Origin of the sequence: Paraburkholderia sp. CNPSo 3281, assembly GCF_024206515.1 — a bacterium.
Classification (GTDB): domain Bacteria; phylum Pseudomonadota; class Gammaproteobacteria; order Burkholderiales; family Burkholderiaceae; genus Paraburkholderia; species Paraburkholderia nodosa.
The window spans coordinates 1-14,857 of sequence record NZ_JAMBPS010000074.1 but is presented as its reverse complement, the minus strand read 5'-3'; the positions used below and the strand labels follow the sequence as shown (position 1 = coordinate 14,857).

Sequence of the window (14,857 nt, the reverse complement as noted above, 5' to 3'; positions counted from 1 at the left end):
GCTCCCTTCTACGCTAGTGCTTGACCGTGACGGAGAGTATCCCAGTGTTCAGGGATCCACTTATTGGTCCCTGTGTGCCGTCGGGATAATAATCCTGATACGGCTGATAGATGAAAAAGTCTCCGCGGTTGGTTTTCAAAGGAAAAGCCGTTGGATCAGCGCATCCGGTATTGCCTGTCGGGGGGAAACCGATACACGACCACGCGTGTCCGGTGTACGCCCGGGACGCAACAAGATCAGAAGCCGGATTGTCAATAGAGGATCCGTCAAGTGCGAGCGGGTAGGCTGGCTCAAGATGCCGGTCCGCGCCAACCAGCGCACTAAATCCGCCGCCGCCATTGGCTTTGTCGAGCGAAACAAGTATCTGGTTTGGCAAGAAGTTGGCTCTGATGTACTCGGTACCGTTGGTTATCACGAGACTCGCAGTACCTTTTGTAAGTTCGAATCCTGAACCTGTCCCACCGTCGGGGGCCGTAACGTTGAACGGTTGAATATCATTAGTATCACCAACGAATTTAAGGCTAACGTTTGCGTTATGAAAGAAACGGCCGCCGATGCTAACGTCGGTAACGACGAACATTGTGTACGTAACGGGTGCGGCTGCCGCAGTGAAACTCGAAACCAGGCCGCATACAAAGGCGCCGGCTGCGATAAAAGCCTGTAGTATCCGTGGCGAACAGGAGATTTCGATTCGTGACATGGCTTTCCCCGCGCACTGAACTCATCAAAATCGGCGTCGAGGCAACCAGACCTGGCTACCTTGGACGGGTTAGGCGGACTCGCAGGTCGATAGACGTGCGAGACGGCGTTGACCCGAAAAAGAAGGGCGGGAAGCGTTGAGCGTGATGGCCTGCGATTGGTCAGGCATTGTACAAAAGGGAGGCATCACCGAAAAGATGCGACTCCTCCCAACGTGCGGCATCACCTCGCAGCGCACTTCAGCGCATCCCGGAACGGGTAAGTTCCTCATGCGCCTTGGCGGGGGGCGTAACGGCCCAGAAGTACGCCGCTAAAAGGATAGGCGACGAACTCTGAAGTGAAAACAAGTTTAACTACAATTCGGACGCAGTTTGAAATTTCAACTTAATGGGCCTTCTCGAGCGTGTGTGCGATCCTCGCCGCGACGTACCGCGTTCCAGGAGGTGCAGCAATGCAAACACGCGGTCAAGACGCGCCGTCAGAGAGCACAAATGTGGATGGTCCAACAAGTCCTAATTTCTAACTGCGAAAACCATGCAAATAATTCGCCTTCAAATCCATCCTAGGTTATGCGTCGCAAATGTCAAGCCGCTCTAAGCGTCGGGCCGCGTACGGCAAACGAAGATCATTGTTCGCACGTAGCATGTTATCCATGTGCGACGACTTCTGATTCAGTGCGCGGTTCGTCACGTGAAGAGGTGATCACCACGATAACGTTTGAGGTCGGCTCCAACCAGCTCTTGCCTCGCGGTGTTGTCGTGCATGCGCTCAAGTCGTTATGGGACGATTGCTTTTTGGAAGAGCCGTCCCTATGTTCACCGGCGTGCCAGGATTAGGCGAAATCCGTTGCTGAGACGTGCTGGATTTTCGCCAGGACATCGATCACTTTCGTTGTCGGTCGTATTGGCGACAACCGTCAACTCATGAGTCTTCCGCCCCTTCAACACGACATCAACAAGCGGGAAGTCCGGTCTCGAGTTGGTATGTCGCAGTTCCAGACTGGCGGTGCGCAGATACCGGTTCGCTCTGGCGTCGTCTTTGTTGAAATGGTGCGCGAGACTGTATTTTTGGATTGCTCCATGCAGGTCACCTTTGCATTCAAGCGCGCGTCCCCACTCGATATAGGACGGTACATGGCCTGGATCGGCCTTCACCGCTTGCGTGAACTTGTCTATTGCCTCATCTATTTCACCATTCTGTAACAATGCTTCGCCCCAGTCGTGAAGGTTGTCGGTAAAGCGAGGCATCAAGCGATCTGCTTCAGCGAACGCATCAAGTGCTTCTCGGTACTCGTCGCGCTCACCGGTGTGCATCAGAACATCACCGAAGATCCGCCAGGTTTCAGCGGTGACTGATGGCAGCTTTACGCTTTTACGGAGTTCAGCGACTGCCGCGTCAATGCTGCCGAGACCTTCCAGCGCAACGGCGTGAATCTGATGTAATGTGGCCGATTCGCCGTACTGTGCCATACTGGCCTCGCTTAACGCTTTCGCTTCTGTCCACCTGCCCTGAATATTCAGGAGATCAGTTCTTCCCGCCAGCGCCTGTGCGACCGGTTCGAGCGCCCGCGACTTTGCCACTTCATCGTAGATTTTCTCGACTGGCTCAAACCTGCATTTTGCTCCGCTGCAATGCTCGACTTCAATTTTCTGCTTGATCAGGTGGCTGGCAAGGACGTTTGGCTGTGAGAGTCGCATCGCCGCATTCCCGATATCTTTTATGAACTTGTCGATATCGATGTTTTCATTCCGGGTTTCGGCCTTGACTTCCGACTCCATCTGATTGAACGTCCCGCCGTCAACGCGCAGACGAGCTTTCAGATTCGAATGGCTTTCTTCAACGATGTCGACAAGGACAGCAACATCTGACCGGCCAATGCTTGATTTCAGGAAATCTACGATCGCCTGATATGTCATGTCTTGCCCAGGAACCCGGATGTTCAGCCGGGAATTGGCTACATCAGTAATCACTTCGTGTGGAATTGTCATGTCGGCGCCCACTTCCAGTGCCTGCATTTCCGAAGTGATCTGTTTGGCAACGGATTCTGGCTTATAGCCGCGGTTCTGCAAGGAAGGCGGAAGTTCGACCGGCGGCACGACTAGCTGCCGGGTATACGTTGCGAAGCCAACCAGTCCAATCAGGTACAAGGCGGGAATAAAGCAAACCCAGCTGAGCAGCCAGGTTTGCCACCTGGCCGGACTTAAGATAATAAACTTCAATATCGTCGCCAATCGATGACGCTTTTTACTGCGAGATCTCAAGTGGATGACGATGGAGATGCGGGGAAATGGCGATCTCCGCGTTTGGCGGTGGAAGATGGTTGACATGGCGGACTCGCTTCGGTGGGTATTGAGAGATGTGTTGCCCAGGGGCGGGCAGCCGTCTCAACGCATCGAGCATGCCAAGCTGCCAAAGCCATGCTGCGCGGGCGGTATAGGCTTTTTCTTTTCCCTCGACGCAGTGGTTGTTGTCCTGCACGCGACAGCTATCTTTGCTATCTGTTGGTTCAGCCGCGACTTTCAACGCCCGGCTGAAGTTTCCTGTTCCAGATTGAAGCGGGATTTCCATGACTTCGCCTTCTCATTTAAACAGCAGTTGTATTAACAACTACACGGCAGGCAGCATCGACAAGCGTCGGCAGCAGATTGAGGAAAGCGTTCGGAACGAGTCCGACGGGCTTCAATGCAAGGAACGAGCGGTTGTACGAGAAGATCGCAATCTTGCGCGAGCAGATTCGTGAGTTCAGGCGGATCAAGAGGCAACTGAAGAAATCGGATAGACAGTTGTCACTTGACATGGCAGACCTCCTTCACGAGCAGCCGCGTGAATTCGCACGCGCGGAGTTTGCTATCAATTGCGAGGTAGAGCGTCGCCAGCGCGCCGACGTTCGAAGACGTCTGCATGGACGCGCTCTAGCTCAACGGCCGCATCCAGATTGACACGCCTTTCAACGCGATCTATAAATCTTATGCAACGCAAATTCACGTCGTTGCAGGCACATCAAGTCATCATGCGCAGACTTCGGTGCGATTCTTCAGCATCTACCTGCCAACACCAAGCCGCCACAAAAGAGGCTTGATTTTGCATCCCATCCATAACGTCGGTCTCGGACTCACAAGCATGCCGTGAGTCGCAAGACCTCAGAGCTCCATGTGTCAGTTCTGTCGACCTTCGTGCCAATCGAGCGCAAGCAGTCGAGAAATGCGTGCGGGCCAAGCTTTTGAGCCACTGCCGCGCTGGTATTTCGGCCCAGCGAATTGATGCTGCCAGTTTGCCGCTGGCCAATCTGTACCAGACGCCTCGAGGAGTGAAGCGAAATGCACCAGTTGCCGTTCCATCGACAGGCGGACTCCATCATGGTGGGACGCGACCGGCGTACCGACCTGACCCGAACCCTACCTGGGGAGACCTGCTGATCATGACGACCATCAAGCGTCTTACCGATCTTTCCAGCTACAAGGGCGTGCTGCCTTACGACAGCGAGCTTTTCGGCGTGTACCAGCCGCTGATCGGCTGGAAGTCGCGGCGCAAGATCGTGCGCATTGGGGCCGGTGTGCAGCTGGAGCAGGGCACGTTGATAGGGCGGCTAAGCCAGTTTTTCAGCAACAGCGAGCCGATCAACATAAACGCAGACTGCGCAGTCACCTGGCCCGGGATGCATCCTGCAGCGTTAATCGGGACGTCAGTGCGAGCGGATCAGTCGTTCGTGGTGCAGACGGTGGCGGCGAAGCTGGCGAAGATGGGTCAGCCGGACACAGCGGATGCCTGGCGGCAGGTGGTGAACGCGGACACGCTGGGCGCGGGGCTGGGGTCGGCCCTGGCACACTGGAACGACTTTTCGATCTCCGGATGCCGTCAGTTGGCACAGCAAACAATGGGGCGTGCCGGGGTGGAGCTATTCCGCGCGCACGTCCAGGCGCAGCGCGACGCGTTGCATGACACGGTGACAGCGGCGCTGGCGCAGGAGGCGCAGATCGCAGGCGCGCTGCAGGCGCTGGTGGAGCAGGAGGCCGTGGCGGCGCTGAAGCAGGTTTTCTACACTACGCCGCTGGTGGATCCACGCGTGGCGTTCGAGCAAGCGCTAGCGTCGATCGATCCGGACAACCCCTATTTGACCTTCGATCCGAAAAACGACGCGAAGAACGTCACGCTGTCACCGCTGGGGATCGTGCATCTGTTCCGACAGTTTTTCTTCGAGCTGGATTCGTTCCTGGGCACGCCAACCGGGCATGTGTGGCTGAGCCCGGGGTCGACGGTGGAGCTCATCGAGATCAGCACTCGGCGTACGGTGGTGGAGCAGACGGTGCAGACCTCGACGGAGACGACGCAGAAGGCCGAGACCAGCACGACCGACCAGGATGAGATCAGCGAGGCAGTGAAACAGGACAACCGCGACGATCTGAAGCTGGGTGCAACAGCGACCGTGAACCAGTCCTGGGGAACGGGGAGTGCGATGGCGACCGCAAGCCTGAACATGGACAAGACTCAGCAGGTGGCACGCGACATGACGCACAAGCGAATGCGCGAGCAGAGTTCGAAGCTGTCGAGCGAGATCAGGCAGAACTACCAGTCGACGTTCAAGACCACGACAGAAACGACGGATACGACGAGCAAGCGCTACACGCTGACCAACACGACCAACGAGCTGATCAACTACGAACTGCGGCGAAAGATGCGGCAGGTGGCGGTGCAAGTACAGGACGTGGGCACCTACCTGTGCTGGGAAACCTTCGTGGACGAACCTGGCAAGGACCTTGGCGTGGCGAACCTGGTGCATATCGCGCAGCCACCCGACCTGCTGCCGGTGCCGGACACGACACTGGCGGATACGCCGCCGGACCAGACGGTGCCGCTGCAGGCGAACGCGAGCTGGAATTTCGGCGACAACCGCCAGTCTGGGTTCGTGTCGCTGACGGCGGTGGATCCACCGCCAGCGCCGGATGGGATGCAGGTGGTGCACGAACCGGGGGTAATTCCGGCGGTGCAGGTATCGGGCACCGGCGACGATTTCACTGGGTCCTGGGCGTTCGGGGCGCAGTTCACGCCAACGGGACAGGTGCAGATCGGCGTGATCACCGCACCGGGCGGGCTGAGCTGGGACAAGCGGGTGGATTTCGTGGTGGCGACGGCGCTGCGATACACGGTAACGGACGCGAAGCGTGCGGAGATTACTTCTGCCAACTCAGCGAAGGTTGCGGCGGGTTCGGCGGCGACCGCGGAAAACGAGCGCAAGACCCGGGAAGCCTACGTGCAGGCGGTGAAGGACCGCGTGGAGCTGGCGAGCGGCATCACCAAACGCGCCTTCGAGACGCTGCGCGATGAGGAGCGCACGGTGGTGTACCGGCGGCTGATCGACTCGCTGATGACAGATTTCCAGTATTCCTATGCGGATGACCGGACGCGGCATGTTCTGTCGGAACTGATCGGGTCGATCTTCGACACCGACAAGATGCTGTATTTCGTGGCCCCCGAATGGTGGAAGCCGCGTCAGAATTCGGCGACGTTCCTGGGGCTGAACGACCTGCAGACGCGGCTGGGCGACAGCCTGGTGGCGTGGTCGGATGGGCAGCCGCGCAAGGACAACTACCTGATCACGGAGAAATCGACCCCTGCTCCGACCGGGGCCTCGTTGGGCTGGCTGCTGCAATTGGACGGAGATGACATGCGCAACGCGTTCCTGAACGCGCCCTGGGTGAAGGCGGTGATCCCCGTGCGGCCTGGACAGGAACAAGCGGCGTCGGCCTGGCTGCAGAACGCAAACGTCGAAGGCGCTGACGGGCTGGATGCGGAATATGCAGCGCCCGCCGCAGAGTTAGACGCGATCCGCGCCGGACTGGGGTTGGCGGCAGGGAGTGTGGTGACGCTCAGCGATGCGATCCACTATCTGTGCACGCTGGTGAGTGAGAAGAACGACGAGGCAAGCCAAACCGGACTTTATCCGGCGACCGAGGTGAACAACGATGACAAGGTGACGTCGACGCCAGTAGAGAAGGTGTACGAGCACGGGTTCTATCCACTGCAGGGCGGGTTCAAGGTAGCCCCGAATGATCCGAACCCGGACCCGAATAACACGGATAAGAATTTTCAGGTGTTCGACCAGTGGCTGGAGGTCCTCCCTACGGACCAGATGGTGCCGGTGGAGGTGAAATACGATCCGATCACCGGGCGGCAGGTACAGGGAGAGTGAGTCATGGCCGCGTGGCTGGGCATCGCCGTCGTGGATGTGAATGGCGATGAGGTGCCCGGCGCGACGCTGGAATTGAAGGACCCTTACGGCGGATCCCTGGCAGGGGTGACGTGGTCGGGCGGATTCGGGCAGACGTCCCTGACGATCTTCGACCTGGCGAACTGGACGTCGATTTCGATCACTGTAGGCGCGCCGAACTATTTTTCGCAGATGGTGACCCTGACACGGGACATCGCGGCCGGGACGATGTCGGTTGATGCGCGCAGCCCGGTCTGGGGGCTGTTCGCGACTGAGACTATTCCGTTCGGGACAAGGCTGACATTGATCGCCAGCCGAATCCAATCAGCGCCATTCGGCCTGCTGGTGCTGCCAGCCAGGGATCAGGCGCCGCCGGTAGTGTGTGATCCGGGCGGCATTATCGTGGACGGAAGCAATCGTCTCGACGGCTTGTATGCCGGCCCGGAGCGCGGCTTCCAGGTTGTGCTCGGACCAGAGATGCTTGGCTCTGCAGACGCGGACGACTGGGGCCGGTTTAGTACCACGACGCGGGACGTGGACCCCCAGCAGCCGGATCGGGGAGCGCGGTTCACGTTCGTCGAATACGGTGATCCGTCAGCGAACGGATTACGCCTGCTCCTCGCAGTGTGGGTGGTGAACCGCGCAGCGCAGCGGACGGACGGGAAGGCGGATGTGCACGTGTTCTTCTGCCCGTCTACCGGATTCGATGACTTTGCGCCGGCGGACCTGTATCCGTACAAGGTAAGGCGGATTAAGGGCGTGCCAGATCAACCCTATTCGGAACTTGCGTACAGGTATCTGTCGAGCGGTAGTCCGGCGTCTGGTACACCGCCGGGGAGGGATTTCGGGTTCGCCTACCAGGCGATGGCCACGGATCGATCGCTCATTTTGATCATGCCGCTAAACGCGTTCGGCTTCTGGGGGCCGCTCAGTTGCCGTGCGGGGTTGCTGCGAATGGTTCGAGAGGTGGTGGCCTTCGTCAGTGACCTCGCATTTGGTGGTGTCAAGCCGCAGTCGCGGGCGCTGACCGGCGTGCGGCAGGTACTGAATCGAATGGCAGTGAGCGGCTTCAGTGCCGGGGCGATTGATGCGGCCCGGCTGTTCCAGACGGCGACGATCGCGGACCTGTCGCAGGCGTATCGGTCGGCGAAGGGCGACAAGGTGGCAGCAGGGTACGCAGACCGGCTCGACAGACTGAAGGCACCGCTGTGGCAATCGTCAGCGCAGGAGATCGAGCGATGCTGGCATGAATTCTATTCGATCGACGGAGACTTCCAGAAGCTCACTGGAAGAGCGTTTCCCGACGACGCAGTATCGTGGTTCAAGGCACACGAGGAGCGGATGCTGCGTGTCTATGCGACACAGACGACGACTCCCGACCCGGCAACATCAGTCCCGGCCGGCTTGTTGAAGACGAAGCTTGGGGAGGTGTTCAAAGGGGTTTCGCCGAAGGAGGCGGTGCGGGCCGGCGATCCAGGTTTTGCGGCGCGGCAATGGCAGCGCGAAGACGGTCGGGCGACATTAGCGTGGTTCAGCCAAAACTATATGACGTTTACCGGAGTGGAGCGGATGCCAACCGGCACGGACGAGCACCACACTATTCCCCGTGTCGTGGTTTCGCACGCAGTAGCGCAGAGCCGGTTCGTGCCAATGTGAGGTACATGAAACATGAAATGCACGAACTTGTCCATTCCGATTGGGAGTGCAAAACATTAACAGGACACGTTGAGACTGTACGTCGTCGTTGCGCTTTGCAGTCGCTCGTCCATCTGGCCTGCCAATGCCTTCAGACAGTATCACCTCGCAGTACTTTCCTTCCGAGGAGGAAGCGATCATGAACCGTAAAGCCACTACTGCGCACCGCGTGTCGTTCCGTCGTCAGGTTCCTTTCGACCTGGTGCCGACCGGACTTCACGGCGTATTCACGTCACCCGCGCCCGCTGCGTCGTTCGACCCGAACACCGCGAGCGCCCATGACCTGGTCCGACACGGACTGATGTGGCCGCGCCCTGAGTCCGGCAGCGACCCGCGCGCGCTCGCGGCATGGCAGCGTGTGTTTTCGCGGCGCTGGGATCCTGCGAAGCGCATCACGCCGATCCTGCGCCCGCAGCGCGGCAAAACGCACGTCCGCAAGCAGCTAGGCCGAACCGAAGGGGCGTTCACGTCGAACAACTGGAGTGGCGGCAGCATCCAGGGCAACTGGGCGTCTTGCATCGGCTTCTGGACTGTGCCTACCGTTAGTGAGCCTAACGAAGTGCAGGGGCAGGAAGGCGGCTGGAACTCGTCATCCTGGCTCGGCATCGACGGCGCCTATGGCTCGAACGACGTGCTGCAGGCCGGCGTGGAGCAGCGCGTCGACGCGCAGGGCAACGCGTCGTACGTCGCATGGTTCGAGTGGTTCGCGCCCGGCCAGTTGAGCGGCACGATCGACGATATCAGCAACAACAAGCTGATCCTCGGCGATACGAGCCCTGTCAGCCCGTCGCTTGCGTCCTGCAATGGCAACCTGTATCTGGCCTGGAAAGGCGACGGCTGATGGTGTCGACCGACGACGGCGCAAGCTTCGGCAGCAAGATGACGTCGCCCGAGACGAGCGATGACGCGCCAGCCCTCGCATCCGACGGCAGCACGCTGTTCGTGGCGTGGAAGGGCAGCGGCAACGACAACCTCAATGTCGCGACGGTGGCGCTCGATCCCGGGAGTGGCGGGCCGACCGGCATCTTCAACAAGACGATCCTCGGCGACACGAGCCCCGTGCGGCCTGCGCTCGCATTGCTCAATGGCAGCCTCTATCTGGCCTGGAAGGGCGACGGCAACGACAACCTCAACGTGATGGTCTCCACGGACGGCGGCGCCACCTTCGGCAACAAGTTAATTTCGGGCGAGACCAGCACGGCCGCACCGGCGCTCGGGGTCAACGACGGCGAGCTGTTCATCGGTTGGAAAGGCGACGGCAACGACAACCTCAACGTTGCAGTGGTCGACATCGACGAATCCACTGGCGTTCCGACCGGCTTCTCCAACAAGGTTACGCTCAGCGATACGAGCCCGCTCGACCCGACGCTCGCCGGAATGAATGGCTACCTGTTCCTCGGCTGGAAAGGCGGCGGCAACGACAACCTGAACCTCATGTACTCGCCCGACGACGGCCAGACCTTCACCGGCAAGATGATCTCGCCCGAGACCAGCCCCGACGCGCCGGCAGTGGCCGAGCACAACGGCAGTCTCTTCTATGCGTGGAAAGGCGACGGCAACGACAACCTCAACGTCGCGCGCGTCGACGTCACGGGCTTCACCGTCCCGCCCTACGTCTTTCAGGTCAACATCCCTAACTTCCTGGTCAATCCGGGCGACACGATCTTCTGTTCGGCGCAGTACATCAACAACGGGACGGCGGGACACCTGTACTTCGCGAACGACACGAGCGGCGAGCACTTCTCGCTGACTGTCGCGCCGCCACCGGGCGCCACGTTCGACGGCAACAGCGCCGAGTGGATCATGGAGGCCCCGGATGGCGGATTGCCGAACTCCGAGCTGCCGAGTTTCACGCCGGTGCAGTTCACGACGGCATTCGCCTGCAGTGCCGACGAACGCACAGTCGGCAATCCGCAGAACGGCGACACGTGGACCATCGTGGACAACTCGCAGAATCCGCCACTCACGCTGACGGCGACCACGCTGGGGAACGGGACGGTGACGGTGACTTTCGCCGGCTGAAACGGAGGTGCACAGGTCTCCGGCGTCGTATCAGTCTTTTGCAAGCGGGTCCCGGTCGGGCGGTTGGCAAAGGCCGGGACCTGTGGCTTCGATCTGCTTGATCGCCGGCTCGATCACGGGCCCGCACAATCGGCAACCTCCTGCCAAACCGCCCGTTGTGGACCGACGATGTTATTGCGTCTTCACGGTCGCATCAGTCTTCACATCGGCCTTCGCTGCCGACCTGGTGTGTGCTGCCTGCGCTGTGCTACTTGTCAGCGCAGGCGCAGGACTTGTCGAAATACTCACGCTGCTTGCCGTTCTTGCGGAACGGTAGCGCTTGCGGCAGTCCCGTCCGATGCGCGGACAGGCTCATGCCGCAGGTCGTCATCCTCGACCTGGGCCTGGCGAACACCAACGGTTACCAAAGGCACGCGGACAGTCCGTTTTCGGCTGCCTGCTCGAACATCCCGAATTGAGTTGGGCCAGTCGGTGGGCTCGGCGGAAGGCGGTGCGGTATCCGAGTGAGGTGGGTTTATTCGCCAACGAATTTAAGATGAAAATCGATATCTTATGATAAGAATACTTATCTGAATACCGCTGTTACGTATGGCGTTCCTACGGAAACGCTCACACAACTAAAGTTGTTAATACTGGTCACCGTACCGTCGATGGGTGTGCCTGCTCCGGTGCGTTGTGGCAGAACGTAGGTGCTTCGATATTTGTGGGCTGCTTCAGCAAGTATTCGCGCGTCTCGCCAGAATCCTTCGTTGCTCCGAGCGGCATCCACGGAAAATCGGTAGTACAGCGCCGGACGGGTCTCCATCGGCGCGGGAGCTGCGGTCGAAAACGAAGGCGCGAACGGTAAAGCGACCTTACAAATCCTCTGATATTCCAACGCACAGCGCCGTAGAGCGGCAAGCGCGGCGCCGGGCGTCGCTGCCAGCACCTGTAACGGCGCGTGATCCCATCTGGCAACAAAATGGCCATCCGCCGTTCGATAGAGCCAGCACCACGGACGCCCGTTTCGCCACCCGAGCAATCGGCGGTGGCGCACATCGAAGTCAACGGGCGAGATTGCATCGATGACGTGCCAGCTGTTTGCTTCGGACCAGGACAGGCACGAGCCATGACAGGTGGCCCACATCGCGTTGCGGCGCGCCAGTTCATGTGTGGAGTGTGCCGCCTTCCGCCGTGTTTTGCTGGTGTACGGCGCCGTCGGCAAGTTTGTTGAGGTTTCAGCCACGAATCGCACGCCGTGAGGGGTGGCGAGTGCGAGCCATGCGCTGTCACGCCACGACGTCCCGGGTGACACGCTGTACCAGGTAGCGAGCCTGAATCGGGCAGCGCCCGAAGCGCGTGCCTGGGCGTCGCGCCATAGCGCGCCGAGACTCACGCGAGCTGCATGGCATGTCAGCCAGTGCCGCGTCCTGGTGTCGGCGTTATCCGCACCGCAGAGCCGACAATCGTCTGCCACGATCTCGGCAAGCGTGTTATTGAATCCGCTTGCGGGGAGTCGGTGCGGCCAGCGACGTCGTTCAACGCCCGGTTCAACCGAGCGCGCCCAAAGCATGGTGATAAATGCTGTCTGCGCATTGCGGCTATGGCAAATGAGCTCACCGATTTCGATTGGGTCGCACGAGTCCATGAACCGGGATATCCATAGATCGCCGTCGGGTGCGACGTGACGCCGGACATGGCGCGCGATTGCGCGGTACGCGTCGAACGCAGAGATCGTTTGCGAAAGCGGCGTTCTCTCACTCTCTTGAGCGTCAGTCGGCGACGGACGATCTCGGTGCGGTGCCAACCTGGAAGGAGAGCCATACGCAACGGTCTCGATGCGAGCGGACGCGGAAATCGTATGTCTAAGGCACGCAGGATAAGCAATCCCAAGCGATTGCGCGGTGGTGATCAGCCACTCGAGACTGCCAGGCGCTTGTTGGGAAAGGGCCAGGTCCAATCGCGACGGTCGGATGAGTTGCGATAACGAGTGCAGCCATGCCACGACGGCGGTAAGCGCGTGTGTCATATCTGGCGTCATCGTCGATCGACGGCAGGTTTCATGCGTAAAGAAGTGCAGCTGCCCACACGGACAGCTCCCTGCTATTCGGAAGTCGGCAAGAGACCGTAGCGCGGCGTCAAACGGTGCGCCGCAGTGGCAGCGACCGACAAGCGCGGTGTGATGAATCGGGCACGCATCCAGCAATGCGACGGAAAACAGCGCCGAATGGTAGCCCGCCGCCAGACATGCAAGGCAGACGCGTGGCTGGGGCACGGCGAGCGCGACTCGCAGCGGATCTGGCAGTGCGTCAAGAGTCGACCAATGGAAGACTTCTGGCGGCTCGCCGAGTGCGCGCGCGAGCGCCGCAACATCGATCTTGCCAGCCTGGATATCGAACAGATCCAACGATTGGGCTGGACGCGCCCCGGTGGTCGGCAGGTCAGCAGGGTAGAGGGCGTTGAGCGCACACGCGCGCAGAACTGTGTGCCACAGCGATGCATACGGCAACACACTGCCACGATGCCAGGCAAGACAGCGTTCAGGCATGACTTGCTTCGCGGCGACTCGCGCCGCGAAGAGCGGCAGTCGCTGACACCAACGCCATCAGTGTCCGGTGCCCGCAATTCTCCACAGCCAGACACCACGCTTCGGGCGAGGTCCCTGTCTCGACGTTCCCGCCACTGGCGATGTGAAGAAGCACATGGCGACACGCTTGCGTCACGGTCTTCATTGGAAAATCCGTCGGTCCGGCATAATGCGACGGTAATGTCTCGTTCATCGCTTGCATGAGTCTGTCGGCCTGGTGCTCCATACGAAATCCTCCGGCCCACGGGCGCGGTGCCAAGCCTGCTGTGAATGAACGGCCCGAGCCTGGTGGCCATTCGCTACCGTCGTCATAGCCACGCATCACGTACGCGAGCTCGTCAATACTTCGCACACCGTGAAAGGGCTCCGATGCGAGCATGAAGCGGGCGGCTACATGGGCGCCGCCCGCGAGTGCCATGCCGAGTGGTTCATCGAAGAACTGCAACGAAGCAATCGAAAATACACACAAACGGACTCGCTGCTTCTCAAGAAGACTGTGCAGCTCGACGAGCCACAGCCACTCGCGCTGACTCATACCCTGCGCTTCGTCGATGACCAGAACGAGAAACCGGCCCCCGCCTTGCGCCGCAAGTTCGATCCAGCGTTCCACGAGCATGATCTGTCGTTCGAGCGGATTGCGTCGTGCCTGGGCGAGCCGGTGACCGCTCGCCTCGAGCAGGTGCGCGTAAAAGCGGCCAACGCCCTGACTGCAGCCTGAATCGGTGTGGCTCCAGATAACGAGTGGCACGTAGCCACCGTGGCGTTCGGATAGCAGACGCTGGAGCCAGTGGTCAACAGCACTTGATTTGCCGAACCTCGACGGCCCGAAGATGGTTGCGCCATCGATCTGGTCGTCCAGCCAACCAGCGATGCGCTCTACCATGTCACTGATCGCGATCGTGAACAGCGAATAATCGCGTGTGACAACGGGGTGGTCACGGGGCACGTGCGGGGCTACGAGCGCGCCGGTAGCCGGCCTGGAAGGGGTTACCATTGCTGTGCCCGGCGCATCGGCGGCAGGGCGATCGGATTACTGCGTGCGGCGGCAGCGGTCGGCGTCCTGACGTTCGCTGCTGCCACCTCAGCGTGTTTGACAATACTCACCATCGATTGGCCGGCTAATCGTTGCGCATGCTGCTCCAGAATCCGGCGAGCTTCGAGGTAAGCCGGGTGGACAGGCAGTTTCCGCTCAGGGGAGTCTTCTGCGTAGCGCAGCAACGCTTCAACCGCGTCGCCGTGATTTGCCAGGTGCAGTAGCCGGCGCTTCTCAAGCGCGCGGATTGCCTGCCGCACGTAGAGCGAATGTGGCGTGCGATGCCATGGGGGCGCGGCGCGCACCACCCCAATGAAAACGCCGTGCTGCGTGGAGACGGCGGCATAACGTGCGTCGTCTTCATCGTCCAGGTGTAACCAGAAATTATTTGCCTCTGTTGAATTTCCAGTGGGTGGTATCGTCCGGTTTTCTGCATAAACAAGACGAAGGCAGGTCATGCATAGCAAGCTGTTCGAAGCCGCATTGGGCGTAAGCGATCCCTGGTTCGTGAGCGGCGTCGATTTCGACGCGGCCACCAAGCTGCTGACGATCCAGATCGACTTCACTGCTGGAAGCCGCTTCGCGCATCCTGAGGTGGCCGGAGTGCATCCTGTGCATGACACCGTCGTCAAACGCT

10 protein-coding genes and 2 pseudogenes are annotated in these 14,857 nt (G+C 60.0%); 6 read left to right on the top strand and 6 right to left on the bottom strand.

The genetic code is table 11. The annotated features are described in order from the left end of the window. Positions 1–13 precede the first annotated feature (13 nt). The 3 genes from M3I56_RS36620 to M3I56_RS36610 form a co-directional block, all read right to left on the bottom strand. Entirely contained in the window at positions 14–700 is a 687-nt protein-coding gene (locus tag M3I56_RS36620) for a hypothetical protein (protein WP_254358135.1), read from the bottom strand. 814 nt (positions 701–1,514) lie between these two features. Then, positions 1,515–2,918, bottom strand: coding sequence for a tetratricopeptide repeat protein (locus M3I56_RS36615; protein ID WP_254358134.1), 1,404 nt, complete (start codon positions 2,916–2,918; stop codon positions 1,515–1,517). Positions 2,919–2,943: 25 nt separating this feature from the next. Next, positions 2,944–3,267, bottom strand: coding sequence for a hypothetical protein (locus M3I56_RS36610; RefSeq protein WP_254358133.1), 324 nt, complete (start codon positions 3,265–3,267; stop codon positions 2,944–2,946). A gap of 37 nt (positions 3,268–3,304) precedes the next feature. Here M3I56_RS36610 and M3I56_RS36605 point away from each other — a divergent pair. The 5 genes and pseudogenes from M3I56_RS36605 to M3I56_RS36585 all read left to right on the top strand — a co-directional run. Further along, a pseudogene (locus tag M3I56_RS36605) lies at positions 3,305–3,503 on the top strand (IS5/IS1182 family transposase); the annotation flags it as partial. 614 nt (positions 3,504–4,117) lie between these two features. Further along, a complete protein-coding gene (locus tag M3I56_RS36600) occupies positions 4,118–6,886 on the top strand; it encodes a hypothetical protein (RefSeq protein WP_254358132.1) in 2,769 nt (922 codons plus the stop codon). Positions 6,887–6,889: 3 nt separating this feature from the next. Continuing rightward, positions 6,890–8,560, top strand: coding sequence for a hypothetical protein (locus M3I56_RS36595; protein WP_254358131.1), 1,671 nt, complete (start codon positions 6,890–6,892; stop codon positions 8,558–8,560). A 178-nt stretch (positions 8,561–8,738) separates the two neighbouring features. After that, positions 8,739–9,440 carry a G1 family glutamic endopeptidase gene (locus M3I56_RS36590; protein WP_254358130.1) on the top strand — a complete coding sequence of 234 codons (702 nt, stop codon included), beginning with the start codon at positions 8,739–8,741 and terminating at the stop codon, positions 9,438–9,440. Next, entirely contained in the window at positions 9,440–10,621 is a 1,182-nt protein-coding gene (locus tag M3I56_RS36585) for a G1 family glutamic endopeptidase (protein ID WP_254358129.1), read from the top strand. The genes M3I56_RS36590 and M3I56_RS36585 overlap by 1 nt, the downstream gene beginning before the upstream one ends. A 565-nt stretch (positions 10,622–11,186) precedes the next feature. On the opposite strand, the gene M3I56_RS36580 is transcribed toward M3I56_RS36585, so the two are convergent. From M3I56_RS36580 to M3I56_RS36570, 3 genes are all read right to left on the bottom strand, one after another. Then, positions 11,187–13,148: a hypothetical protein gene (locus tag M3I56_RS36580; RefSeq protein ID WP_254358128.1), complete on the bottom strand. Its 1,962-nt coding sequence runs from the start codon at positions 13,146–13,148 to the stop codon at positions 11,187–11,189. Then, positions 13,141–14,070: an ATP-binding protein gene (locus tag M3I56_RS36575; protein WP_133191067.1), complete on the bottom strand. Its 930-nt coding sequence runs from the start codon at positions 14,068–14,070 to the stop codon at positions 13,141–13,143. The genes M3I56_RS36580 and M3I56_RS36575 overlap by 8 nt, the downstream gene beginning before the upstream one ends. Positions 14,071–14,174: 104 nt before the next feature. Continuing rightward, entirely contained in the window at positions 14,175–14,678 is a 504-nt protein-coding gene (locus M3I56_RS36570; protein ID WP_254358127.1) for a hypothetical protein, read from the bottom strand. Here M3I56_RS36570 and M3I56_RS36565 point away from each other — a divergent pair. Continuing rightward, positions 14,677–14,857: pseudogene (locus tag M3I56_RS36565) on the top strand (ISL3 family transposase); the annotation flags it as partial. The gene M3I56_RS36570 and the pseudogene M3I56_RS36565 overlap by 2 nt on opposite strands.

Bases quoted from the DNA above. Each gene is read 5' to 3' on its own strand.
- M3I56_RS36620 (WP_254358135.1), bottom strand. From the start codon at position 700: ATGTCACGAATCGAAATCTCCTGTTCGCCACGGATACTACAGGCTTTT.
- M3I56_RS36610 (WP_254358133.1), bottom strand. From the start codon at position 3,267: ATGGAAATCCCGCTTCAATCTGGAACAGGAAACTTCAGCCGGGCGTTG.
- M3I56_RS36600 (WP_254358132.1), top strand. From the start codon at position 4,118: ATGACGACCATCAAGCGTCTTACCGATCTTTCCAGCTACAAGGGCGTG.
- M3I56_RS36595 (WP_254358131.1), top strand. From the start codon at position 6,890: ATGGCCGCGTGGCTGGGCATCGCCGTCGTGGATGTGAATGGCGATGAG.
- M3I56_RS36590 (WP_254358130.1), top strand. From the start codon at position 8,739: ATGAACCGTAAAGCCACTACTGCGCACCGCGTGTCGTTCCGTCGTCAG.
- M3I56_RS36585 (WP_254358129.1), top strand. From the start codon at position 9,440: ATGGTGTCGACCGACGACGGCGCAAGCTTCGGCAGCAAGATGACGTCG.
- M3I56_RS36580 (WP_254358128.1), bottom strand. From the start codon at position 13,148: ATGCCTGAACGCTGTCTTGCCTGGCATCGTGGCAGTGTGTTGCCGTAT.
- M3I56_RS36575 (WP_133191067.1), bottom strand. From the start codon at position 14,070: ATGGTAGAGCGCATCGCTGGTTGGCTGGACGACCAGATCGATGGCGCA.
- M3I56_RS36570 (WP_254358127.1), bottom strand. From the start codon at position 14,678: ATGACCTGCCTTCGTCTTGTTTATGCAGAAAACCGGACGATACCACCC.